Annotated in this window: 22 protein-coding genes and 1 pseudogene; 16 read left to right on the forward strand and 7 right to left on the reverse strand. The window is 61.9% G+C overall.

The window, feature by feature from the left end:
- The first annotated feature begins 40 nt into the window (after positions 1-40).
- The 8 genes and pseudogenes from K1X80_RS15880 to K1X80_RS15915 all read left to right on the forward strand — a co-directional run bounded on the left by K1X80_RS15880 (position 41) and on the right by K1X80_RS15915 (position 9,493).
- Positions 41-970: a GNAT family N-acetyltransferase gene (locus K1X80_RS15880; RefSeq protein ID WP_057959296.1), complete on the forward strand. Its 930-nt coding sequence runs from the start codon at positions 41-43 to the stop codon at positions 968-970.
- A gap of 34 nt (positions 971-1,004) precedes the next feature.
- Positions 1,005-1,871, forward strand: a complete 867-nt coding sequence (locus K1X80_RS15885; protein WP_057440933.1) for a class I SAM-dependent methyltransferase — start codon at positions 1,005-1,007, stop codon at positions 1,869-1,871.
- Positions 1,861-3,483 (forward strand): FAD-binding oxidoreductase, encoded by a 1,623-nt coding sequence (locus K1X80_RS15890; RefSeq protein WP_186625219.1) that lies wholly within the window; start codon positions 1,861-1,863, stop codon positions 3,481-3,483. The genes K1X80_RS15885 and K1X80_RS15890 overlap by 11 nt, the downstream gene beginning before the upstream one ends.
- Before the next feature lie 11 nt (positions 3,484-3,494).
- On the forward strand, positions 3,495-4,259 hold the full coding sequence (locus K1X80_RS15895) for a hypothetical protein (RefSeq protein WP_057440929.1): 765 nt from the start codon (positions 3,495-3,497) through the stop codon (positions 4,257-4,259).
- Positions 4,260-4,278: 19 nt separating this feature from the next.
- Positions 4,279-4,920, forward strand: coding sequence for a peroxiredoxin-like family protein (locus K1X80_RS15900; protein ID WP_120733354.1), 642 nt, complete (start codon positions 4,279-4,281; stop codon positions 4,918-4,920).
- A 63-nt stretch (positions 4,921-4,983) separates the two neighbouring features.
- Positions 4,984-6,654, forward strand: coding sequence for an NAD(P)/FAD-dependent oxidoreductase (locus K1X80_RS15905; protein WP_057959293.1), 1,671 nt, complete (start codon positions 4,984-4,986; stop codon positions 6,652-6,654).
- Between the two features lie 146 nt (positions 6,655-6,800).
- Positions 6,801-8,131, forward strand: a pseudogene (locus K1X80_RS15910) (amidase).
- A 24-nt stretch (positions 8,132-8,155) separates the two neighbouring features.
- The gene (locus K1X80_RS15915; protein ID WP_057440923.1) at positions 8,156-9,493 is read left to right on the forward strand and encodes a cation:proton antiporter; all 1,338 of its coding nucleotides are present in this window, start codon (positions 8,156-8,158) and stop codon (positions 9,491-9,493) included.
- A 198-nt stretch (positions 9,494-9,691) separates the two neighbouring features.
- On the opposite strand, the gene ycaC is transcribed toward K1X80_RS15915, so the two are convergent.
- Positions 9,692-10,318 carry an isochorismate family cysteine hydrolase YcaC gene (gene ycaC / locus K1X80_RS15920; RefSeq protein WP_032861405.1) on the reverse strand — a complete coding sequence of 209 codons (627 nt, stop codon included), beginning with the start codon at positions 10,316-10,318 and terminating at the stop codon, positions 9,692-9,694.
- A 249-nt stretch (positions 10,319-10,567) separates the two neighbouring features.
- Between ycaC and K1X80_RS15925 the strand changes: the two genes are divergently transcribed.
- Positions 10,568-11,509, forward strand: a complete 942-nt coding sequence (locus K1X80_RS15925) for a LysR substrate-binding domain-containing protein (protein WP_057959292.1) — start codon at positions 10,568-10,570, stop codon at positions 11,507-11,509.
- A 178-nt stretch (positions 11,510-11,687) separates the two neighbouring features.
- A complete protein-coding gene (locus K1X80_RS15930) occupies positions 11,688-11,942 on the forward strand; it encodes a hypothetical protein (RefSeq protein WP_115128397.1) in 255 nt (84 codons plus the stop codon).
- Between the two features lie 154 nt (positions 11,943-12,096).
- Here the strand turns inward: K1X80_RS15930 and K1X80_RS15935 are convergent, their stop codons facing one another.
- Positions 12,097-12,954: an SDR family oxidoreductase gene (locus K1X80_RS15935; RefSeq protein ID WP_057959291.1), complete on the reverse strand. Its 858-nt coding sequence runs from the start codon at positions 12,952-12,954 to the stop codon at positions 12,097-12,099.
- A gap of 344 nt (positions 12,955-13,298) precedes the next feature.
- Between K1X80_RS15935 and K1X80_RS15940 the strand changes: the two genes are divergently transcribed.
- Positions 13,299-13,823, forward strand: coding sequence for a ClbS/DfsB family four-helix bundle protein (locus K1X80_RS15940; RefSeq protein ID WP_198799333.1), 525 nt, complete (start codon positions 13,299-13,301; stop codon positions 13,821-13,823).
- Positions 13,824-13,971: 148 nt separating this feature from the next.
- Here K1X80_RS15940 and K1X80_RS15945 read toward each other — a convergent pair whose 3' ends face one another.
- Together K1X80_RS15945 and K1X80_RS15950 are read right to left on the reverse strand one after the other, a co-directional pair.
- A complete protein-coding gene (locus K1X80_RS15945) occupies positions 13,972-14,466 on the reverse strand; it encodes a DUF2165 family protein (protein WP_169989964.1) in 495 nt (164 codons plus the stop codon).
- 112 nt (positions 14,467-14,578) lie between these two features.
- A complete protein-coding gene (locus K1X80_RS15950) occupies positions 14,579-15,982 on the reverse strand; it encodes a PLP-dependent aminotransferase family protein (RefSeq protein WP_169989965.1) in 1,404 nt (467 codons plus the stop codon).
- An 87-nt stretch (positions 15,983-16,069) separates the two neighbouring features.
- Between K1X80_RS15950 and K1X80_RS15955 the strand changes: the two genes are divergently transcribed.
- Both K1X80_RS15955 and K1X80_RS15960 read left to right on the forward strand, forming a co-directional pair.
- Positions 16,070-16,516: a GNAT family N-acetyltransferase gene (locus K1X80_RS15955; RefSeq protein ID WP_120733364.1), complete on the forward strand. Its 447-nt coding sequence runs from the start codon at positions 16,070-16,072 to the stop codon at positions 16,514-16,516.
- Positions 16,513-17,133, forward strand: a complete 621-nt coding sequence (locus tag K1X80_RS15960; protein WP_057959286.1) for an FMN-dependent NADH-azoreductase — start codon at positions 16,513-16,515, stop codon at positions 17,131-17,133. Before K1X80_RS15955 ends, K1X80_RS15960 begins: the two co-directional genes overlap by 4 nt.
- 3 nt (positions 17,134-17,136) lie before the next feature.
- Here K1X80_RS15960 and K1X80_RS15965 read toward each other — a convergent pair whose 3' ends face one another.
- The 3 genes from K1X80_RS15965 to K1X80_RS15975 all read right to left on the reverse strand — a co-directional run bounded on the left by K1X80_RS15965 (position 17,137) and on the right by K1X80_RS15975 (position 20,598).
- Entirely contained in the window at positions 17,137-18,489 is a 1,353-nt protein-coding gene (locus K1X80_RS15965; protein ID WP_057440912.1) for an SLC13 family permease, read from the reverse strand.
- Positions 18,490-18,577: 88 nt separating this feature from the next.
- Positions 18,578-19,372, reverse strand: coding sequence for a methylmalonyl-CoA decarboxylase (scpB, locus tag K1X80_RS15970; protein WP_057959285.1), 795 nt, complete (start codon positions 19,370-19,372; stop codon positions 18,578-18,580).
- Positions 19,369-20,598: a CaiB/BaiF CoA-transferase family protein gene (locus K1X80_RS15975; RefSeq protein WP_220172282.1), complete on the reverse strand. Its 1,230-nt coding sequence runs from the start codon at positions 20,596-20,598 to the stop codon at positions 19,369-19,371. The genes scpB and K1X80_RS15975 overlap by 4 nt, the downstream gene beginning before the upstream one ends.
- Positions 20,599-20,720: 122 nt before the next feature.
- Between K1X80_RS15975 and K1X80_RS15980 the strand changes: the two genes are divergently transcribed.
- The 3 genes from K1X80_RS15980 (at position 20,721) to K1X80_RS15990 (ending at position 24,157) form a co-directional block, all read left to right on the forward strand.
- Positions 20,721-21,638 (forward strand): LysR substrate-binding domain-containing protein, encoded by a 918-nt coding sequence (locus K1X80_RS15980; RefSeq protein WP_220172283.1) that lies wholly within the window; start codon positions 20,721-20,723, stop codon positions 21,636-21,638.
- Between the two features lie 87 nt (positions 21,639-21,725).
- Entirely contained in the window at positions 21,726-22,649 is a 924-nt protein-coding gene (locus K1X80_RS15985) for a LysR family transcriptional regulator (RefSeq protein WP_120733374.1), read from the forward strand.
- 281 nt (positions 22,650-22,930) lie between these two features.
- The gene (locus K1X80_RS15990; protein WP_220172284.1) at positions 22,931-24,157 is read left to right on the forward strand and encodes an MFS transporter; all 1,227 of its coding nucleotides are present in this window, start codon (positions 22,931-22,933) and stop codon (positions 24,155-24,157) included.
- Positions 24,158-24,187: the final 30 nt, after the last annotated feature.

Raw genomic sequence — 24,187 nt, forward strand, 5'->3', positions numbered from 1 at the left:
CAATTGCTTCAATCGCGGTAGTCACACAAGGAGGTGTTTGATGCTGCACAGTCAGCGAGTGATGACCAATTTCGGCAGGAAGCCACGGATCCACAGTGGCGTCGATGTCATCCGCCACAGCATGGTTTCCCTGGAACGCTACATCCCACCCACGCTTTACCGGCGCTTGTTTATCAAGCGTATCGCCCGCCATTCCCTGGCCATCGAAGGCTTTGAGTTTCGCCCGGTGCAAAGTCTGTTCGAACTGGAAGAGGCCTTGCGCCTGGTCAACGACAGCTATGCACGGCGCGGTATCTCCACAGTGTGCCGGGCCGGAATGCGCTTTTCGGCGTTCCACCTGTTGCCGGGCACCACCACCTTTGTGGCGATCAAGGATCAACAGATCGTCGGCACCGTCTCGTTGATCGAGGATTCCATGCTCGGTTTGCCCCTGGAAGAAGTCCATGGCAACGAGGTCGTCATGCAGCGCCTGGCCGGCGGCCGGCTGGCAGAGGTCGGCACCCTGGCGGTGGCTGCAGGTTACCGAGGCAAAGGGGTGCCCTTGATGCTCTACAATGCGATGTTTCGCTGGGCCATGCATTTTCGCGGGGTACAGCGCTTGCTGATCGCCGTGCATCCGCGGGCGGGGGCGTTTTATCGCAATGTATTGTTCTTCTCCCCCATGGGCCGGGTGCAGCCCTACACCAAGCTAAACAACGCCCTGTCGCTGCCCTTGTGTCTGGATCTGGGCAACGCGCCGGCGATTTTTCAGCAGGCTTATCAGCGCCCCACCCTGGGGTTTTCCGTCGAAGGCCAGCGCACGCACTTCTTCGATTTTTTCTGCCGCAGTGACTACGCCCATATCCGCCTGCCCGCTACCGGCAGCGTACGCCGCTGGGACGCGCAAGAAGTGCTGACGCATATGGCGCGCTGTGGCGTGCATGGCCGAAACCTGTCGCCACGGGTCCAGCGAGCACTGGCCCTGGCGTAAGCACGTTCAAACGTCATTTCATGGAGGAAGCAGTATGGACAGCGGATTGCTGCGCGCGATATTCAGGGAAATAACGATCAAGCAACCGTTCGAGCGCATACCCGAACCGGCCTTGGTCATGGAAGCACAACAGAGTGTGGCGTCCTATGCCGACAGTGCGGCCCAGGGCCAGGCCTTGTCCGGCACCCACCTTTATCACTGTGCGCAGATGTGCGCGCTGATCAAGCCCGGCGACGTGGTGCTGGACATCGGCTGCGGCCCGGCGGCCCTGTTGCTGCAAGTCGCACGGCTCAACCCACGGGCCGAATTCATTGGCATGGACCTGTCGCAGAACATGCTGGAAGTGGCGCGTGAAGCGTGTCATCAGCAAGGCATCGACAACGTGCAACTGGTTGAAGATGACATGACTCGGCTCAGCATGATCGCTGACCGCAGCGTGGATGTAGTGATCTCGTCGATGGCCCTGCATCACCTGGAAAACCTTGGCCAGTTGGAAGGTACTTTTCGCAATATCTCCCGGGTACTGCGCAATGACCGGGCGATTTACCTGAATGACTTCGGGCGCCTGAAAACCATCGAGTCCGTCGACTACTTTGTCCAGCGCGCCAGCGACGGCGCGGACGCGGAAACCCTGTTGGACTATCGAAACTCGCTGCTCGCGGCTTTCTCGCTGGAAGAGTTCCAGACCCTGGCCGCCAGTTACCTGGGCCCGTGTGCCAAGGTCTATAGCACCGCGTTCAGCCCGTTGATGATGGTGATTCGCACGCCCAAGCGACGCTGCGTGAAGGTAATGAAACCCGAGTTCCGCCGCCGCTACACTGCGCTACCCGCCAGTCGCCAGGCGGATGTGAACCAGTTGCGCCTGTTCCTGCGCCTGGGAGGCCTGGCCAGTGCCTTTTGAATCCGCCCACCTGACATTTGCCCAGCAACAATGGCGCGAGGTTCTCGGTGACGCGGGTGTGCGCGTCGACCCGGCAAGCATCGAGCGTTTCGGGCAAGACACCATGTGTTCCCCCGCGTATGCCAGGGTGGTGATTGCGCCACGCTCAACCGAGCAAGTCTCGGCATGTATGGTGATCGCACAGCGTCATGGGGTTGCCGTGCATCCGATCAGCACCGGGCACAACTGGGGTTATGGCAGCGCCTCGACCAGCGACGCCCGCTGTGTGCTGATGGATTTGTCCGGGATGGACCGGGTTCTGGGGTTCGATGAGGAGCTGTCGGTGGTGACCCTGGAGCCAGGGGTGACCCAGGGCGATCTCGCCCGTTATCTACAGGAGCACAACTTGCCCTGGCTGACACCCGTCACCGGCGCGGGCCCGACCTGCAGCGTGCTGGGCAATGCACTGGAGCGCGGTTTTGGCATCACCCCCCATACCGATCACTTTCAGGCGGTACTCGGCATCGAAGCGGTGCTGGCAGACGGCACGCTGTACCGCTCGCCAATGGCCCTGGGGGTCACGGCGCCCTGCTTCAAATGGGGTGTGGGGCCGTACCTGGACGGGCTGTTCAGCCAGAGCGGGCTGGGCGTGGTGACGCAAATGTCGATTGCCCTGGTGCGCAAGCCCGAGGTTATCCAGCCGTTTTATTTCTGGGTGGATGAAGAGCAAGGGCTGGAAGCCGCGTTGGCAGGGATCAAGCGCATGCTGGACCTGGCCCCCGGGCAGATTGGTGGTATCAACCTGATGAACCGCACACGGCTATTGACCATGGCCAGCGAAGACACCCAGGTGGTGGGCATGAGTGAAGAGCAGCAACGGGCCGCCGCCGAAGCCCTGGGCCTGCCGGCGTGGATGGGCGTCGGTTCGATCTATTGCCAGAAAGCCCAGTACGCCCCGCTCAAACACATGATCAACCGTGAACTTGAGGCTTTCGCCAGCAAATCGATGTTCAAGAGCCGTGGTCAGTTGACCACCGCTCGACGCTTGCTAGGCCATCTGCCCGGCGGCTGGTCCCGGCGCTGGCAGCGGACCCTGGGCAAGATGCTGCAAGGCATCGACCTGATGGAAGGCCAGCCCAGCGAAGTGGCCCTGCCGCTGGCCTACACTGCCGGCGCCAAGCCGCTGCCCGATGCGCCCCTGAACCCGGCGCGGGATAACTGCGGGCTGATCTGGTACGCACCGATCCTGCCGCTGAAAATCCAGGAGGTCGCCGATTTTGTGCGCGCCATGGAGCGTCGGTGCCGCCAGCAGCAAATGCCTTGCCCGGTGACGCTGACCAGCCTGTCGAGTCGTGCCATCGACTGCACCGTACCGCTGCTGTTCGATCGTGCGGACGCCCAGGCGTCAACCCGGGCCCATGAGTGCTATCGCCAACTGTTCGCCCAAGGCAAGGCACAGGGCGTATTGCCGTATCGCGTGCCCGCCAGCTTCATGCACCTGCTGACCGACGCTCAGGGGCCCGCCTGGCAGCTCGGGGCGCGGATCAAGGCCGCATTGGATCCGGGCAACCTGCTTTCACCAGGGCGTTACTGCGCCACAAACCCAACGCCTGACCAGGCCATGACCGCGTAGGTGGTATCGAGATGAGTGAGGAACGCAAGGACCTGATTGACCAGGGCCGCCTGGCCACCCGCAATCTGGGCGAGTGTCTGGCCGTTGACCAGGTAGCGCTGGCAGCGGCCCTTGGCGCGCAGTTGGAGCCGTCTCTGGCGCGAACACTTTACAGCGCAGCCCAGGCCGGCCAGGCTCTGGGCATTTCCAAGAAAGTCGCCGCCCTGGGCCTTGCGCTGGGGCAGTGGCTGGAGAGCGCCGCCCTGCCCCTGCGCGAGCAGACCTGGGGCCTGCTGCTGGAGCATCCGTCGGACACCGTGCGCAGTTGGGCGGCCTTTGCCAACGCCTACTGCCAACGCAACAGCGAACCGGAGCAGGCTTTGCTGAGCCAGTTCCGATTCGCCACCGACCCGCATTTCGGCGTGCGCGAATGGGCCTGGATTGCCTTGCGACCGTTGCTGGCCCGGGACCTGACGGGCGCACTGGAGATGCTACGCCGCCATGCCCGCAGCGATGACCCGCTGATCCGCCGTTTCTGCGTTGAAATCCTGCGCCCGCGTGGGGTCTGGTGCGAGCACATCGCCCCGCTCAAAGCCGAGCCGCAGATGGCCGAACCCTTGCTGATTGCCATGCTCGATGAAACCGACAAATACGCCCAGGACTCGGTCGCCAACTGGATCAACGACGCCAGCAAGACCCGGCCGGATTGGGTGCAGCATTTGTTCGAGCGCTACCCACCCAGCGGCAAAGCCGCCACCAGGATTTTTACCCGGGCTACCCGCAGCCTTTCTCAATAGATGTGAACAGGAGTCACAAATGTCGCTTAAAGAAAAGCTACAAACCGTCAAGGACCAGATGGCCCAGCTGCCTGCCGAGGTCCTGCACAAGTTCCAGGCATCGCTACAAACGCTGCTCGACAGCCATTTGGGCGACAAGGCTCTGAAGGTCAACGACAAGGCGCCCCTGGCGGTGCTCAAGGATGCTGACGAGCAGGATGTGGACCTACGCCAGTTGCTGGATAAAGGCCCATTGGTGCTGGTGTTCTACCGTGGCCTGTGGTGCCCCTTCTGCGGCCAGGCATTGACCGCCTACCAGCAGATGGTCGGGGACCTTGCCGCCTCGGGCGCCACCCTGGTGGCCGTGTCGGCACAAACGCCGGAGTTCACGCGCAAGACCCGCGAAGCCCTCGGCATCAAATACCTGTTGCTCAGCGATACCGATAACCAGCTGGCGCGCCAGTACGGCATCGTGTTCAAGCTCGAAGACGAGCTGGATGAGGTCTACCGCTCCCTGGGTGCCGACCTCAAGCTATTCAACGGCTCCGACGCCCTGACCTTGCCCCTGGCCAGCGCCTTTGTGATCGGCCAGGACGGGCTGATCCGCGCCGCCTTCGTCAACGTGGACTACTCGCAACGGGTAGAGCCACAGGAATTGATCACGGCCGCCAGCCGCGTATAACCGGCAACCCTCGCCGAAGGCACCCACGCCTTTGGCGAACCCACTTGTTCAGGGACTGACGACATGAAACGAATCGCAATCATGGGGGCCGGTGTAGCCGGTCACCTGGCCGCGCTGTACTTCAAAAAAAGGTTACCGGGTGTCGAAGTCATCCTGATCGGGCGTCCGGACCGCAAGCGCCCGATCGTCGGCGAGTCCACAGTCGAGTTGACTACCCACTTCTTCAAGGGCCTGGGGCTGGGGCGCCTGCTGGAAGAAAAGCACTACCACAAGTACGGCCTGACCTATTACCTGAAGCTGCGCAACAACCCCGAGTGCCGCAACTACGTGGTGCACGAGGCTCCGGGCGTGATCCGCATGCCGGCCTACAACCTCAACCGTTTCAGTTTCGACAAGGACCTGCGCCAGATTGTCGGTGATCAGCAGGTACAAATGATTGAGGCCGATGTCACTGCCGTCGACCTCAATGCCGGTGAGCACGCCACCCACCTGCTGACCCTGCGCAGTGCCGCCGATGAGCAACAGCAACTGACCGCCGATTGGGTGGTGGACGCCACCGGCCGCAATCGCTTCATGGCGAAAAAGCTCAAGCTGCACAAAGAAGCGACGTACCAGCGCAGTACCTTCTGGCTCAGGCTCAAGGACTTCGACCGCAGCATCTTGTCCAGCATCACCGCGCACAAGGACAAGCATCACTGCTACGACCCGTACTACGTGACCCATCATTTTTATGGCAAGGGCTACTGGATCTGGATGATCCCGATGCGCAGCGACGACGGCAACGAGATGATCAGCATCGGCATCACCTACCGGCCGGACATGATCGAGCAGAAAATCGGCACCCTGGAGGCCTTCAAGGAAAAAGTCATGGCCGACCATCCGGTGATTACCGAGTTGATCGAGTCGGGCCAACTGGTCGATACCCAGGCCATGCACAACTACATGTACGAGGCGCGGCAATACTACTCGACCGAAGGTTGGTTCCTGCTGGGCGACGCAGCCTTTACCTTCGACCCGGCCAACAGCGCCGGGCTGGCCTATGTGGCGCAGCAGATCCCGCAAGTCGCTGCGATGATCGAGAAGGATATCCACGGCAGCCTGACACCCGCCTACGTCAATTGCCTGGAGTCGCACATCCAGGCGCAACTGGCCCTGCAGGACACCTGGAGCAAGTGGTACGAGGTGATGGACGACCCGTTCATGATGGGCTGGACCCTGCTGTTCGCCAACATGGCGTACTTCCACGTGGTGTTGCCGATGTACATGACCGGGGATTTTCTCGATGGTCATCAGGCCCAGCAATTTGCCGACCTGCTGCCGCGCTACACCCGCGAGATGCAACCCTCGCCCCTGCCGTTTGCCTGCCTGCTGCAAGAGATCCGTCGCTCGAACCCGGGCTTGAGCCCGGAGATGATGCCCAACCTCTACTCACGCACCATCAACTTCGACCTGTACAGGGCGGAGAACCGCGCACGGCCGATCTACGCCTCCAACTATTACCTGCGCTCGGCGCTGCTGCGGGTGCGGCTGATGAAAATGGTCAAGTGGTCGCTGTCCGCACGCCACTTCAAGTTGTTGCTGCGCCATGGCGGTGGCGCCGTGCAGGACCTGGCACGGGCTGCGGTCCTGCGCCTGCGCCCTTCACTGTTCTACAAATATGGCGAGTCGCCGGAGCTGCTGAAGTCGCCGTTTGGCAAGGAAGGTGGCTTCCTCGACCTGGTACGTCGCGGATGAACGGCATGGCGCAGGTCCGCACTGACCTGCTGGACCTGAGTGCCGTGCAACTGGCGTGGTTGATTCGCGGCAAGCAGATATCGCCGGTGGAACTGATCGAGCAATGCATTGCGCGCCTGGAGCAGGTCCAGCCACTGTGCAATGCGATGGCGGTCGACCTGTTCGAGGCTGCCCGCGACGCTGCCCGCCGGGCCGAAGAGGATGTGCTCAAGGGGCGGCCACTGGGACGCTTGCACGGCGTGCCCTTCTCCATGAAGGAAGGCCTGGGCCTTGCGGGGGCCCCCAAGACCTGCGGCTCACGCCTGCGCAGCAATACCCGCGCCCGCAGCACCGCCACGGTGGCCACGCGGCTGCTGGCGGCCGGCGCCATCCCCTGGCTCTGGGCAATCAGGCAGAGATGGCGTTGTGGCCCGAAACGGACAACCTGGTGTATGGCCGCACACTCAACCCCTACGACACCTCACGCACCGCCGGTGGCAGCAGCGGCGGTGACTCAGTGATGGTCGCCAGCGGATGCGTGCCCTTTGCCCTGGGCACCGACGGCGGCGGCTCGATCCGCATCCCGGCGGCGTTCAATGGGATTTTTGGTTTGAAGCCGTCACGGGGGCTGGTGCCGCTGAGTGGGCACCTGCCGCTGGATGACCAGCGGTGGTCATTGCCGGTGTCCCAAGCCGTTGCCGGCCACTTTGCAGCGGGCCCCCTGTGCCGGTACGCAGAGGACCTGGGCGTAGTGCTGGAGGTCATCGCCGGCAGCGACGGGATCGACCGCAATATCCACTCCGGCTACCAGCAACCGCCCCAGGCGACACCGCTCAAGCGCGTATTCATCTGCCTGCCGGCCCCTGTCAAATGGGGCACGCCACTCTCGCCCGCCGTGACTGCTGCGGTGATCGAGACCGGCCAGCGTTATGCGGACCAAGGTGTGGAGGTGCAAGCCTGGAGTGAAAGCTGTTTAACCAACGCGTTTTTTATCTGGCTGGCCGTACTCAAGTGCGAGACCCATATTCACCTGGCCGACTACCTCGGGGATGGGCAGCCACTGAATTATCCACGGGCGTTGTATGCAGCCCTGGCTGGCAGGCCGCAGTTCTCCCGGGGGCCACTGCTTGCCAGCTTGATGGACAGCTGCGGCGATCAGCTGGGCAACCCGGGGCTCGCGCGGTTCCTGAAGCAGCGCGATCACTTGCAGCAGGCCCTGGCCGGGTTGTTCGACGGCCAGAGCATTCTGGTGTTGCCGGCCACCCCGAGCGTGGCGCCGGCCCATGGCAGTGCCCTGAAGCGCCCGTTCGATATCGGCTATTGCGCGCTGTTCAATGTCCTCGGTTTTCCGGCCCTTTGCGTGCCTATGGGGCGCCTCGACCAGGGCTGCCCGGTGGCCGTGCAACTGGTGGCCGGGCTGGGCCAGGACGCGTTGTTACTGGAAGCCGCGCGCTTTCTGGAAATGGAATTCGGCGGCTGGCGCAAGCCCCCGCTCTGACACCTCAAGTACTAGGACCTCCCCATGCAAACCAACACCAGCGCTATCACGCTACAAGCCCCTGCGCCTGCGGGCGGGCAATCGGCCGTGGGCTCCCAGGCCGAGCATTTGACCCTGTTGTTCCTGATCCAACTGATCGTGATTTTCAGCGCCAGCCGCCTGATCTCCTGGCTCAGCACCCGCTGCCTGGGGCAAACCCCGGTGGCCGGGGAGATTCTCGCCGGGCTGGTCCTGGGCCCGAGCCTGCTGGGGTATTTTTTCCCGGAACTGCTCAGCAGTATCTTTGTGCCGCAAACCTCCACCGCCTTTGTCGCCACGGCCCAGGTCGGCCTGATTCTGTTGATGTTCCAGGTGGGCCTGGAATTTGAATTCGGCGCCCACCTCAAGGGGCGTAAACGCTCGATCATGGCGATCAGCCTGGGTGGACTGCTGGTGCCATTTGCCAGTGGCTTCCTGGTGGCCGAGTATTTCTGGCAACAGATCGTCGGCGACAAGCCGCCACTGCTGGCCTTCCAACTGTTTTTTGCCACGGCGTTGTCGATCACCGCCTTGCCGATCCTTGGGCGGATCTTCATGGAACTGGGGCTGTCCCGCTCCCGCGTGGCCACCCTGACGATTGGCGCGGCGGCCATCGATGATGTGTGCGGCTGGCTGATCCTCGGTGGGGTAACGTCGATCATCGCGTCCAATTTCAGTGTGTGGGCCTCCCTGGGCAGGATCCTCGCGCTGGCGGTGTTTATCGTGTTGGTGCTGTGGGTGGTGCGGCCCTTGGTGCTGCGCTGGATCATCGGCGACCTGGAGCGCAAGCCGCTGTCGGCCCAGGGTATTTCCCTGATGCTGATCGTGCTGTTTGGCAGTGCAGTGATTACCAACCTGATCGGCGTATTTTCGATCATTGGCGGTTTTATCATCGGCGTCGCCCTGCACACCCACCGGCCCTTTGTCACACAGTGGAATGCCAAGGTCAGTGGTCTGGTCAATGCGTTTTTCCTGCCGGTGTTCTTTGCCTACACCGGCCTGCGCACCGACATCGGCTCGCTCAACGGCGACACGGCGCTGCTCAATTGCTTTCTGGTGTGCCTGGTGGCGTTCGCCAGCAAATTCTTCGGGGCTTACGGCGCCAGCCGCTGGCTGGGCGAGACACCGCGCAACAGCGCGCTGATCGGCGTGTGCATGAACACCCGGGCGCTGATGGAACTGGTGGTGCTCAACGTGGGCTATGACCTGGGCGTGCTGCCCAAGGAGTACTTCACCATGCTGGTGATCATGGCCATCATCAGTACCTTTATCGCCTCGCCCCTGATCCGCCTGCTGACGAGTGAAGAGCGACGTATACCGGTGGGCCAACCTGCGGTGAAATAAGAGACCTGACACCCGGCGTCATCGTCGACGGTTTTCGCCGGTAAGCCGGCTCCTACAGGGTCAGATGAGCCCCGGCTTTTTGTAGGAGCTGGCTTGCCAGCGAAAAACGCAAACTGGCTGCGTTTCTGCAGGTTGCCCGCATTATCGTTGACGATTTTCGCCGGCAAGCCGGCTCCTGCAGGAGGTGGGGGCTGGGGCTTACTTGCCCTCGGTCAACGCGTTGTAGCTGGTGAACAGGTTGCGATAGTCCGGGATGTGGTTGGAGAACAAGGTCCCCAGGCCTTCGATATCGTTGCGCCAGTCGCGGTGCAGCTCGCAGGCCAGGCCAAACCAGGTCATCAGTTGCGCGCCGTTGGCGGTCATGCGGGCCCAGGCCGATTGCTGGGTCAGTTCGTTGAAAGTGCCGGAGGCATCGGTCACCACAAACACGTCATAGCCTTCGGCCAGGGCCGACAGCGCCGGGAACGCCACGCACACCTCGGTCACCACGCCAGCGATGATCAGTTGCTTCTTGCCGGTAGCCTTGATGGCCTTGACGAAGTCTTCGTTGTCCCAGGCGTTGATCTGGCCAGGGCGGGCAATGTACGGCGCGTCCGGGAACAGCGCCTTGAGCTCGGGCACCAGCGGGCCGTTGGGGCCGGTTTCGAAACTGGTGGTGAGGATGGTCGGCAGCTTGAAGTACTTGGCCAGGTCAGCCAGGGCCAGTACGTTGTTCTTGAACTTGTCGGGCTCGATATCGCGGACCAGTGACAGCAAGCCAGCCTGATGGTCAACCAGCAGGACAGCTGCGTTGTCTTTGTCCAGGCGAACGTAGGGTTTAGACATCATGATGCTCCTGGTAAAAAGGTGTTTCCCGAAATGGGCCGCACCGGAAAGAGTCAACGGTGTTTATGGCGCTGGGAGTCTAGCTCGTCGTCACTGAACCACTTTCACTGACAAAACCCGCCTATTGACCGTCCTCGCGTGCCCCGCTGATGGTTGTAGGAAAAAACCAGGGTCCCACTTTAGTCATCACACTAGGTGCTCGGTAGTGGTTGAATTAAACTTCACCATCTCAAAAATGGAACGATACCCATGTTCGACCTGAATGAGCTCTTCCTCTACGCCAAGGTGGTTGAGCATGGTGGTTTCGCAGCGGCCGGTCGGGCGCTGAACATGCCCAAGTCGACCTTGAGCCGCCGGGTCAGCCAGCTGGAAGCGCGGCTGGGGGCACGCCTGATACAACGCTCCACCCGTCAGTTCCAGGTCACTGATATTGGCCAGGCCTACTACCGCCACTGCGTGGCAATGACCGCCGAGGCAGAGTCCGCCGAGGAGCTGATCGCCTTCAACAAAGCCGAGCCGCGCGGAGTGATTCGCCTGAGTTGCACCACCGCGCTGCTCAATTACTGGGTAGCGCCGATGCTGGGCCAGTTCATGGCGCAGTGCCCCAGCGTTGAACTCAACGTGAAGAGTTTCAACCGCAAGGTCGATGTGATCAGCGAGGGCTATGACATTGCGCTGAACCTGTGTTTCCCGCCCCTGGAAAGCAGCGACCTGGTGATGAAGCTGCTCGCCAGAAGCCCCCAGGTGTTGGTAGCGAGCCCGGCGTTTTTGCAGGCGCATCCATTGCCCCTACTCCCTGCGGATTTATCCGGGCTGCCGACCATCAACTGGGGCAGCCCGCTGTTGCAATACACCTGGGGGCTGACCGGGCCAGAAGGCATGAGGGCTGAGATCTGCCACACCCCACGGCTGGTCAGTGACGACATGCCGACCCTGAAAAGTGCGGTACTGCTGGGCGTGGGCATCGCCAACCTGCCACTGGCCGTGGTCAAGGATGAGATAGACGACGGCCGCCTGGTCAGCCTGCTCCCCGACTGGCAGCCCACCGAAGGCGTGATCAGCGCTGTCTTCCCTTCAAGGCGCGGGCTGTTACCGTCGGTGCGTACCTTGATCGACTTTCTGGCGCAGGCGTTTGAAAAACACCAGCAAAGCCAGGCCGCGAGAACGTCAAACTTCGATGAGTCCAGCTAGAGCCACGAAGCGCCTGGCCGCTGTTTTACTCCCGGGCGAGGCACAACGAAACGTCCACTATCGCGCCACACAAATCCGCACCGTGGCGCCATCAGGCACTGCCATTACCCTGCCAGTATTTACGCAGCGTCTTTTTGAGCTAGCCTTGCCCTGCCGCTCCTTCTTACACAGTGAACTCATGGAAACGCTCACCAAAACAGAGATCGAAAGTGCTCTTTCCAGTCGCCTACCCAACTGTGTCGTCACCTGCCTGATCAACCCGGACGGCAGCCTCTCAGTGACTGTTTTAGCGCCAGATGCCAATCAATTCACCATCGCGAGCATCAATCGTGCCCAGTATCACGCCGAGTCGGGAATCAATAGGCTTGTCCGGGAGATCCTCGAGGAAATGGTGGTATCCCGGCAATCATCCCACCTGCCGCCGGAGGGGTAATCGCCTTGGCGAGAATGCCCGGATAGTGACCGATCCCCGGCTCGGAGGTGGCGATACACACCCACAATTCGGCGGTGAATTGGGGGTGCGCCGAGGCCTTGAAAGTCGCGGCGGATCAGTGACCTGCGCCGCTTCGTTCAGCACCAGGGGCGCGTCAGAGAATCGGCTTGCCGCCGGTCACGCCATAACGTTCACCGGAGATGTAACTGCCCTCGTCCGACGCCAGCAGTACGTAAATCGGCGCCACCTCGACCGGTTGGCCTGGCCGACCGAGGGGCGTATTGGCACCGAAATGCTTCACCGCCTCCTGCGACATAGTCGATACGATCAAGGGCGTCCAGATTGGCCCCGGTGCAACGCTGTTGACGCGGATACCGCGCTTACCCAGCAACTGCGCCAGCCCGGCGGTGAAGTTCGCGATGGCGCCTTTGGTGGCCGCGTAAGGTAACAGCGTCGGGTTGGGGGTGTCGGAGTTGACCGAGCTGGTGTTGATGATGGAACTGCCCTCGGCCATGTGGGGCAGCGCGGCCTTGCAGATGCGAAACATCGCTGTCACGTTGACATCGAATGTCATTACCCATTCTTCATCGCTGATTTCTTCAAGGGTTTCGTGGGACATCTGGAACGCAGCATTGTTGACCAGGATGTCGATGCGCCCGAACGTCTCCACCGTGTCATTCACGATGGCCGCACACTGCGCCAGGTTCCTCAGATCTCCCGGCAGCAGCAGGCATTGGCGCCCGGCCGCCTCGACCCAGCGCGCAGTCTCTTTTGCGTCCTCGTGTTCGTCCAGGTATGACACCGCTACGTCAGCGCCTTCCCGGGCAAAAGCGATGGCCACGGCGCGCCCGATGCCGCTGTCAGCCCCGGTGATCAAGGCGATTTTGTTGGCAAGCCGGCCTGAGCCTTTATAGGTTTGTTCACCGCAATCGGGCTGGGGATCCATTCGGCGTTGATCACCCGGCACAGGTTGCTGTTGAGGTGCGAAAGGGGGTTTTGGATAGTTGATCATCAGTGTTCCTCCTGGGTTTTCCTCTTCTTGCGAGGACACCCCGGGGGCGTTAGTTCAGATCAAATTGCGAAATCCGGATTAGCGTCAGGGCGGCCGGTGTCTACCCGTCATATCCGGCATCGCCCCACTGCTGATCAGTACCAATGGGTCGTCATCGACCAGCAGTCTCTCGAAACGCCGTTGAGAAAGGCAGTCGTCTGCGGCCGACTCTAGTCCGGCCGATACAGGCGCCTCGGACCGGCACACGGGGCACGCAGACGGTCATGGGGCAGGATCGAGGGCAGTGGGTGTAGATCTCGCCCCCCACGCTGAGGCAGGATGCAGTTTTACAGTGCGGGTGAATTATGGCGGTCCCTCAAGACAAACAAGAGTTGCTCGATGCCATTAATGCAACCTATGAAAAATTACTCAGCGTCATCCGGCGGGTACCCATGCCCCGGGTCAACGAATGCAGCCTGGAGGGGCATGCCAAGGGGACGCAGATGAGCGTCGCCAATCTGGTCGCCTACCTGGTGGGCTGGAATGAATTGGTGCTCAAGTGGCTGGACGCGGACGCCGCCGGCACTGTCATCGACTTCCCGGAAACCGGCTTCAAGTGGAACCAGTTGGGCCAGCTTGCACAGAAGTTCTACCGCGACTACCAAGGCATCCCTTTTGAGCAATTGCTCGAGCGGCTCGACAGCGCAAAGCAGCGGATCGTGTCCAGCATCCAGAGCCGCGAGAATGCCGAGCTGTATGAATGCCCGTGGTACGAGCACTGGACGATGGGGCGGATGATCCAGTTCAACACCGCCTCCCCCTATGACAATGCACGTGGGCGCTTGCGCAAATGGCTTAAGGCAGAAGGCCCCAATCCTCAGCCTGCATAGGGACGGTTTCGCACCCTGCCTCCAACACCGCTTCCCAGGCCATGATCGCAAAGGCCGGGTTTATCCCCAGCGGGAGCATCGAGCACCTTGACGAACACGTCCCTGAACGGATGTTCGTCAAATTCGTTCGCGGACCGTATGAGGCGCTTCAGTCGCGATCAGCCTCCGCCTGGTTGAGAAAAATCAGCCCCCCGAGCAGCGCCATATAGAACTTGAATGCCGCTTCCTGGCCGTTCCACTGATGGGATTGCCACATCAGGAACCACTCACCGCCAATCACCATGAAGCCGAAAAACCACACCAGCAGGCCCGCAGTAAAACCGACAATGGCCACCTGTTTGGCGGCATCGAACTGCCGGCCAGTACCTAGCCTGGCCCGCCACATTGCCAGCGCCCCACGGGCCAATAATACGGCAGTCAAGGCTTCGCCGGCGATGATCAGCCCATAGGCGCCATGCCACAGCCAGGGTGTAGTGATTGCCCGGTACATGGCCGTATTACCCGGAAAGGTGGTGTCCATGCTCAACACATGCTTGACGAAGGCAAAGTTGGAGCCGTAATCAGTAAGGTTGTTGAACGCCACCAGCGCGGCGAAGGCCGCCAGCATCAGGGTCAGGACGATTTTTGCGTAGCGGGTGGTCATGTTTGCTTCCCAGGGCAATGAAAGGGCTACGCTAGCACGTCCTTTGAGTGCCTTCGAGACACACAGTTGTAGGGTTTTACCTAGCGATAAAAGCCTTTTTCCGGCACACCACCTAAGTGATGACTTGAGCCAATCGAAGCGCCACCGCGGCAGCCTGTTCGGCGCTGGCGATGTTGGTAAAACCCAGTACCAGGCCGTGCCTGGACCTGGCCTCGAGGTACCACTGCGACAGCGGCTCGACAGCGAGGCCAATGGCCCGGGCACGCTGGGCGAGTTCCACATCATCCCCTTCACTCAGGCCCGCAATCAGGTGCATGCCTCCGGCCTGGAGGTTGATCGACAGCCGTTCGCCGAACTGTTGCTGTAGCGCATCGACCAGCCACTGGCGGCGGCGCGCGTAGAGCGTACGCATTTTTTTCAAATGCCGTGCAAAGTGCCCCTCGTAGAGGAAGGCGCTGACCGTCGCCTGGAGAAGCTGCGGGCAGTGGTTGTGCAGGCGGTCAGCCTGGCGGGCGAAGGCGTCGCTTTGCGCCTGCGGCACCACCAGATAGGCCAGGCGCAGGCCCGGAAACAACACCTTGCTAAAGGTGCCGGTATAGAGCACCCGCCCCTGCTGATCGAGGCTCTTGAGCGCAGGCAAGGGCCGGCCCTGATAGCGGTATTCGCTGTCGTAATCATCCTCGATGATCCAACTGCCTTGGCGACTGGCCCAGTCCAGCAGTGCCAGCCGGCGCGGCAGGGACAGTGATACCCCCAGCGGGCTCTGGTGGGTCGGCGTGACCACGGCAAAGCGTGCATCCGCACAGCGGGCGATGCCTTGTGCGACATCAAGCCCCTGCTCATCCACGGCAACCGGCACCAACTGCACGCCGGCCTCCCGGAGTGTGTTGCGCGCCATGAAGTAGCCCGGCTCTTCCAGCCAGCAGCGATCGCCGGGGCGCATCAGCGTGTGGCTGATCAGGTCCAGGCACGCGCGATAGCCCGCGCAGACGAACACCTGTTCCGGGCGGCAGGCAATCCCTCGGGCAATCCCCAGGTAGCTGGCAATGGCTGTGCGCAATGCTGCATGGCCACGCGGGTCCGGGTACACCAGCCCCTCGAGGCCGGCCTGGCGCAGTTGACGACCGGCCAGCCGGGTCCAGAGCTTGCGGGGAAATGCATCCAGTGCGGGCAGCCCCATCTGCAGTGCCAACGGCAGCGCCCCGCAATGATTGGACGAGTACTGCGGCGCAGCAACCGGGGCCTGGAGTACGGGCGAGGCAACGGCAGCCAGTTGCGGCGTGACAATCGTCCCGGCGGCGCCCCGCGCAATCAGGTAACCCTCCCCTATCAACAACTGGTAAGCCGCTTCTACCGTGCCACGCGCCAGGTTCAACTGCGCCGCCAACGCGCGTACGGCAGGCACGCGATCCCCCGGGCGCAGGCGGCCATCGGCAATGGATTCGCGAAATCGCTGGTAAAGCTGGCGATACATCGGCGCGCTCTGGCTACGGTCCAGCGTAAAGGGAGGAATCATGGCCTAGTCATTTATGCACTTTTCGGCCCTGTAGCTTAAGTCATCGGGGCTTTAAGGTCAGCTACCTCTCTACAACGGACGACCGACATGGCTTATACCCTTGGGCATCTGGAGGACCAGCAGGCCTTCGCGGCCAGTTTCAACCTGATGCACGTGCTGCGACCCCATGTCGCCAACCCGGCCCACTATGTCGCGCAACTGCTGCGCCAGGTCGGGCAAGGCTACCGTCTACTGGCTGCATGGGAAGCTGGGCAGGTGGTGGGTCTGGCCGGTTACCGCGAGTTGGAGAACCTGCTCTACGGGCGCTTCATTTACGTCGATGACCTGGTGGTACACCCCGACCTGCAGCGCGGTGGCCTCGGCGCACGGCTGCTGGACGCCGTGCGCGAAGAAGCCGTGCAGCGCGGTTGCGCGCATTTTGTGCTGGACACCGGGCTGCATATGCCGCTGGCCCAACGTTTCTACTTTCGCCAAGGGCTGCTGGCCCACGGCATACACTTCACCCAACGCCTTCACACAGAGAGTCCGGCATGAAGAGTGTTCTATTGATCAACGCCAGCCCCAATGGCCAGGTTTCCCATGCGAACCAGTTGGCACTGGAACTGGTGGACACCCTTCGCCAGCGCCATCCGAGGCTCGAACTGGTCGAACGCGACCTGGGCACACACCCACTGCCACCGCTGGGCATGGATTACGCCCGGGGCCTGGCGACGACCACGCCGTTCGACGCGCCGGCTTTCGAGGTTTCCGAAACGCTGATCCGCGAGTTGGAAGGCTGCGATATCCTGCTGATTGCCACGCCAATGCACAATTTCACGCTGCCCGCTGCACTCAAGCTGTGGATCGACTACGTCCTGCGTATTCACCGCACATTCAGCTCAGGGCCCGAGGGCAAGACCGGTCTGCTGAGCAACCGTGCGGTGTATGTGCTGGTGGGTTCCGGTGGTTTTCATCAGGGCGCGTCGGCACGGCAACCGGACTTCCTGACACCTTACCTGCGCCAGGTACTGGGCACCCTCGGGCTGTTCGACCCGCACTTCACCTACCTCCAGGGCCTGGTATTCGGTGAGGAAGCGGTCCAAGCAGCGCTCCAGGAGAGCCGTGCCCGGCTGTCACTGGAGTCACTGTTCAACCCACTGATGGGTACCTGATCGTCACAGCAGGCCCGGCACCACCAGGGTCAGCCAGGCAACACACGGCCCGACCAGGGCAATCACTGCGCTGTAGATCAGCAGGCTGCGCAAGACTTTTTCGCGCTCCTGCGGCGGTGTATTGGCAACCACCAGTGCGCCGTTGGTGGAGAACGGGCTGGTATCGACGATGGTGGTGGAAATGGCGATGGCCGCGACCACGCCGACCGCACTGATATGGCCCTGGCTCAAGAAGGGCACGGCCAGGGGAATGATCACCCCCAGCAACGCCGTGGACGACGCAAAGGACGAGATGATCGCGGCGGTAAAACACAGCAGCAACGCCACCAGCAGCGGCTCACCCAGCCCGGAGATGCCATGGGCGACATAGTCGATGGTGCCGATGGTCTGCATCACGCCGATGTAGGTGATGATCCCGGTGATCAGCAGCACCGTCGACCAACTGACCTTGTCGATGGCCGCCTTCTGCGCCGTGGGTGCGAACATGGCCAACACCACCGCGACCGTCATCGCCACCAGGCCGATATTGAACTTGAACACCAGCGCCGAGATCGCCAGGGCCAACAAGCCGATCAGTGTCGATAGCTTGGCCCCGTCCAGGCCACTGACAGCCTGTAGCGGCGCACCGGCGCCGGTCAGGTCGGTGCGGTGATAGGCCGGGGAAGCCGGCGTACCGCCATGGCCAAGAATCGCCAGGGATGCACCCGCCGCATGCAACGTGGGGCCGAACGAGACCGGTGCCAGCGACAGGCGCGCGCTGCGCAAACCGCCGAACACGACGAAGACCACCATGGCAATCCCCAGGTTGAACAGCAAGCTGGTGATGAACAACGTGAACGGCGCATAGGGCAGCCCGGACGACGCCACGATCTGATTGGTGATGCCACCGAAAATGCTCACCGGCGAAAAGCTGCCGCCCTGGGCACCATGAATCACCATCAGCCCCATCAACACCGGGTTGATGCGGTACTGCACGGCGAAGTTCAGCGCAATCGGCGCCAGGATCGCGGCTACCGCCGGGCTCAGCGCGCCGAAACCGGTCAGCAATGCCGCCACCACGAACATCACCCAGGGGATCCAGGCGACGCGTCCACGCACCATCAACACCGCCCGCTCGATCAGCCAGTCGATGGTGCCGTTGTTCTGCGCGATGCCGAACAGATAGGTGACCCCGACCAGCGTCAGGAACAGGTCACTGGGAAACCCGGCAAAGATCGTCGCCGGGGTCATTTCCAATATCACCGAACCGACGACAAAGGCCGCCGCAAAGGCCAGCGCGCCCATGTTGATGGGCAACACGCTGGCGATGCCGAAGATGACCACCAACACCAGAATCGACAGAAGCTCATTATTCATTGCAATCTGACTCCCCGCAGTCGGACGGCCCCGCAGGTACCGCCCTTGTTATTATTTTTTCGGGATGTGGCGCTACCGCACGCGTGTTCTAGCGACCGCCGAACACCGCCGGCCGGCGCTCGGCAAAGGCTGCCAGGCCTTCGCCAAAGTCGGCGCTTTCACAGGCTTGTCGGCGCAGTTCGGCAATCTGTTCCATCGCCTGCACCGGCATCGGTTGCAGGTCTTCAAGGATGCGCAGCTGTTCCTTGACCGCCGCAACCGCCAGGGGCGCCTTGCTGGCAATACCTTGCGCCAGCTCCAGCGCAGTCGCTTCCAATACATCGCTGTCGACCAGGCGGTTGACCAGGCCAAAGCGTTCCGCACGCTGCGCATCAAGCTTCTGCGCCGTGAAGAACATTTCCTTCAACACATGAATCGGCAAATTGTTGAAAAAGCGCAGCAAGCCGCTGGTGGTGTACGGCAAGCCAATATTTACCGGGGTCATGGCAAAGCTGGCGCTGGGGTCCGCGACGACCAGGTCGCAGCTCATCACCAGGTCCACCGCACCACCCCACACCGAGCCGGACACCAGGGCGATCACCACTCCGGGATAAGCACGGATGCGACGTATGACCCGTTCCAGCGGCTTGCCGTAGGCAATCGGGTCGCGGTCGTGTTGCAGCTCACGGATGTCGTGGCCGGCGCTCCATACCGATTGGCCGACTTCGCTGCCCAGGATCACCACCGGGATGCGTTGTGCCGCCAGGGTCTGCAGGCTCTCATCGAGTGACTGCAATAGTTGTGCGCTGAGTGCATTGCGTTGTGCGGGGTTGCTGAAGACCAGTCGCGCGATGCGCTCATCGACTGGGTGGACGGTCACGGTGGCAGTAGCAGCGGGATTCATTGTGCGGTTCCTGTTGATTGGGTGCAGGGGCTGTCGGCGGAGTCCCGGAACACGACCTTTGCGTCGAGCAGTGCGTTGATGGATGTGCTGTCGAAGCCGGCTTCACGCAGGATTTCGACGGTGTGTTCACCCAGCAGTGGCGGTGGGCGGCTGGCACCGCTGGCAGTGCTGCCAAACACTGGAGTCACCACCTGGCGCAGGGCACCGAGGGTCGGATGGGTAAGTGTTTCAGTCAGTTGGCTGTGCAGCACCTGTGGGTCGGCGAACACCTCATCGAGGGTATTGATCGGGCCTGCGGGTAATCCTGCGTCGACAAACAGAGCGGTCCATTCGCGTTTGCTGCGGGTTTTCAAGCGGTCTTCGAGAATATCGCGTAATTCATCACGACGTTCGACCCGCGCTTCATTGGTGGCGAACCGTGGATCGTCCGGCAGCCCGGGCAAATCCAGCAGTATGCACAGGCGCCCCCACATGGCCGAGGTAATCGGCGCCAGATTGAGCGGGCCATCCAGGGTCTGGAACACGCCATAAGGCGCAATCACCGAATGGGCGTTGCCGGTGCGGCGCGGCACGTCCCCGAGGCTGAGGTAGCGTTGGCCATGCACACTCAACAAGCCGACCAGGCTGGCCAACAGCGAGGTGCTGACATGCTGGCCACGCCCGCTGCGCTCGCGCTCCAGCAGCGCGCCCAGCACGGCTGTCACCAGCCACATGCCCGACGTCAGGTCGCCAATAGCGGTGCCGGTGCGCGTCGGGTCGCCATCGCCGAAACCGGTCAGGCTCATCAGCCCCGAGTAGCCCTGGGCGATCTGGTCGAAGCCCGGCCAACTGCTCATCGGCCCATCGGCGCCAAAGGCGTTGATGCTGCCCAGCACCAGTCGCGGATTGCGGGCGCTGAGCACCTCATAACCGAGGCCCATGCTGTGCAGCGTGCCGGGCTTGAAGTTCTCGATGACCACATCGGCGTCGTCAATCAGTTGCTGGAGGGTGGCCAGCCCCTTGGGGTTGCGCAGGTCAATGCACATGCCGCGCTTGTTGCGGTTGCACGATAGATAGTAGGTGCTCACGCCCCGGTCAAAGGGCCCCCAGGTACGGCTCATGTCGCCATCGGGGCCGGACTCGACCTTGATCACATCGGCGCCCAGATCTGCCAGCACCATGGTGCAGAACGGCCCCGACAGTGCGCGACTCAGGTCGACGATTTTCACGCCGTGCAAAGCTTGCATAGAGTTCTCCAGTAACGGGCACTTGGTGGGTGGTGAACCGAGTCTAGGCGTCGTATCTCATAAACTTAAAATATGATATTCCTCTACCTTCATCGGAAAATCATATGACGTGAGAGGCACCTATGGACCTGCGCCAATTGCGCTATTTCATCAAAGTCATTGAGTGCGGCAACATCACCCGCGCCAGTGAAGCGCTGCATATTGCGCAACCGGCCATCAGCCAGCAGATGCGTAACCTGGAGTTGGATATGGGCATGCAGTTGCTGGAGCGCAGCGTGCATGGCGTGGTGCCCACGGCAGCCGGGCAGACCCTTTACCGGCACGCCATCGAGCTGCTGCGCCAAGCCGATGGCACCCGGGAAATGCTGCGCCAGGACGCCGACTTCCCCCAGGGCAAAGTCTCGGTCGGCATGCCCTCGAGTACCGCACGCATGCTGGCCATTCCCTTGGCGCGCGCGATTGGCCAGCGATATCCCGGCATCAAGCTGGAGTTGATTGACGCCCCCAGCGCCGAACTGGGGCGCCTGATCACCGTGGGGCGGGTGGCACTGGCGGTGAACGTTGATGTGGTCGAAACCCGAGGCATGGCGTTCCAGCGGCTGTTAACTGAAACACTGTATTTGGTGGCCTGGCCGGAATTTGAATTGGCCGAAGACCCGGTGTCGATTGAGGCATTGGCAAAAATGCCGCTGGTGCTGCCGTGTGCGCCGAATACCATCCGCAGCCGGGTCGAGTTTGCCCTGCAGGAGGCCGGCCTCAAATGCGAGGTTGAGTTTGAAGCCAACTCCACCGACCTGTTGTTCTCAGCCGTCAAGGCGCAGTTGGGTGTCACGGTCCTGCCGTGGGCGGCGGCCCATGCCGAGCTGGGGCAACAGCGGCTCAAGCTGGCCAGGATCGATCATCGACTGTTCAAGCGCGATCTTTCACTGTGCTGGCATGACACGGTGGTCGAGAGCAATGCGGTACAGAAGGTCAAGGCAACCATCATTGAGCTGTTCGAGGCGTTCGGGCGCCAGCCGGGGTGGGCGGACGGGCAGTGACAAGAGGCTGGGGCTCGACGCGGGCCAATAAACGGTACCATTGCCGCGCCTGGCCCACTGATCGGTTCAAATGAAGGAACAGAAGACATGATCGAAACCCGCCTGCTGCGCCAGTTCATTGCCGTGGCTGAAGAGCTGCACTTTCATAAGGCGGCGATACGCCTGCACATGGCCCAACCGCCGCTGAGCCAGGCCATCAACCGCCTGGAGGGCAAGCTGGGGTTCAGCCTGTTTACCCGCAGCAAACGCGGGGTAAAACTGACCCCGGCCGGTGGCGTATTCCTCGATGCCGCCTACAGCACCCTCAACGAATTGGAGCGGGGTATCGAGCACGCGCGCCAGGTAGCCGAGGGGATTGCGGGCAAACTGACGGTGACTGCGGTGTCGATCACCTACTACGCGTCACTGCTCAGTAGCCTGCGCCGGTTTCGCGAGACCTTCCCCAAGGTGCAATTGGTCATCAAGGAGATGCCCTCCGCCAGCCAGGCCAAGGCCATTGTGTCGGGGGAAGCGGATATTGCTTTCATGCGCAAGTTGCCGATTGCGGCGCAAAACGTCGAGTCGCGCCTGTTGCTGGACGAACAGATCGTGATGGCATTGCCCGCCGACCACTCCAAGGCTGACGCTGGCCAGATCGACTTGCGGGACTTCGCCGGGGAAGACTTCGTGTTCACCCCCCAGGCCCTGGGCAGCGGCTATCACAGCCAGTTGATCGCCCTGTGTGAAGCCGCCGGTTTTTACCCCAGGGTGGTGCAGGAAGCCGCGCAGCTCCATACCTTGATCGGCCTGGTGGCCTGTGGCTTCGGCGTTGCCCTGGTGCCGGAGTCGATTGCCAACTCGATCATGCGCGACAAGGTCGTGTTTCGCCGGATCGGCCCGGTCGGCGCCGCCCCCAACCCGGCCATCGGCCTGTACCTGAGCTGGAACACCGACAACCAATCACCGTTGCTCGACAGTTTTATCTCCCTGCTCGACTTCGGCGCCACCGCTGTGCCAGCGACCACCGATTAGTCGCGGCCAAAAGTATTGGGCAGAGACTTTATAGTATTTCCCATGGCGCGGTTGCCGCCGGCAGCGTGGTCATCTGCCTGGCTCCGGATAGCGTGACCTTGCACTTGCTGCGCCTGGCGCACCAGCATCTCCCCCAATCCATCGCCGGGGCGGCATTGATTGCATTGATGATGACTATCAAACCGAGCGCCCTGTTTAATTACCCACGCTGATTCCTATAATCGCCTCCACATTCTCCCCCCGGCCTGGCTTCAGGCTGCATTTCCCCCGGATTTTCACCCATGCCAAGTGCCCACCAGGCCCCTCGCAGCCTTCCCGAACATAATCAACAGAGTGTCAAACAGCAGTGGCTGGCGATTCTCTCCGTGGCCGTAGGTGCCTTCGCCCTGGTAACCAGTGAGTTTCTGCCGGTGGGTGTGCTCAATGATGTCGCCAGCGACTTGGGTATCACTGCCGGTCACGCCGGGCTGATGGTGACCCTGCCCGGCATCATGGCCGCCCTCGCCGCGCCTTTGCTGTCGGTCAGCATTGGCACCATGGACCGTCGCTATTTATTGATCGGCCTGACGCTGATCATGATCATCGCCAACTCGGTGGTGGCTTTTGCCAGCGACTTTGGCCTGCTGCTGTTGGGCCGCGTACTGCTGGGCATCAGCATCGGCGGCTTCTGGGCGACCGCCATCGCCCTCAGCGGCCGGCTGGCGCCCAAGGGTGTGGGCGTCGCCCAGGCGACTTCGATCATCATGGTCGGCGTGACCCTCGCCACCGTGCTGGGCGTGCCCGTAGGCACCTGGCTTAGCGGCCTGATGGGCTGGCGCATGACCTTCCTGGTCACCGCGCTGATGGGCGTCCCGGTCCTCCTGGCGCAGATATTTCTGCTGCCACGACTCAACCCGGAGAAAGCCATCCACATCCGCGACCTGCCCGCCTTGTTTATCAACCCCCAAGCGCGGGTCGGATTGATCGCAGTATTGCTTATCGGCCTGGCGCACTTTGCCGCGTACACCTATGTGGCGCCATTCTTCAAGCACAGTGCCGGCTTCGACGGCCCAACGATTGGCTCGTTGCTGTTGCTCTTCGGCGTGGCTGGGGTCGCGGGTAATATTTTTGCCGGCTTTGCCGCCAACCGCAGCGTACGTCACACCCTGTTGCTGGTGGCGCTGATGATCGGCACCAGCACCGCCCTGTTCCCCCACTTCGCCACCGGCATGACCGGCGCAGCCATGTTGATTGGGCTCTGGGGTTTTGCCTTCGGCGCCTTCCCGGCCTGCGCCAGTATCTGGATGTTTGTCGTGGCGCCCAAGGATGTCGAACGCGGCATGCCGCTCTTCGTCGCCCTGTTCCAGGTGATTATTGCCCTGGGTTCATTCTTCGGTGGGCGGATCGTCGACCAGTTGGGCAGCTCGGTGCTCCTGAGCCTTGCCGCGGTGCTGGTGGGCTTGGGTTTTGTGACGGTGCTGGTGCTGGGACGCAATGTCAGCAACAGCCTTGCGGCCCAGCCCTGCTGAGCAGTGAAACCTGGCTCTCCCCTCAGGCGG

Source organism: Pseudomonas sp. So3.2b, assembly GCF_019464415.1.
Taxonomy (GTDB): Bacteria; Pseudomonadota; Gammaproteobacteria; order Pseudomonadales; family Pseudomonadaceae; genus Aquipseudomonas; species Aquipseudomonas shahriarae.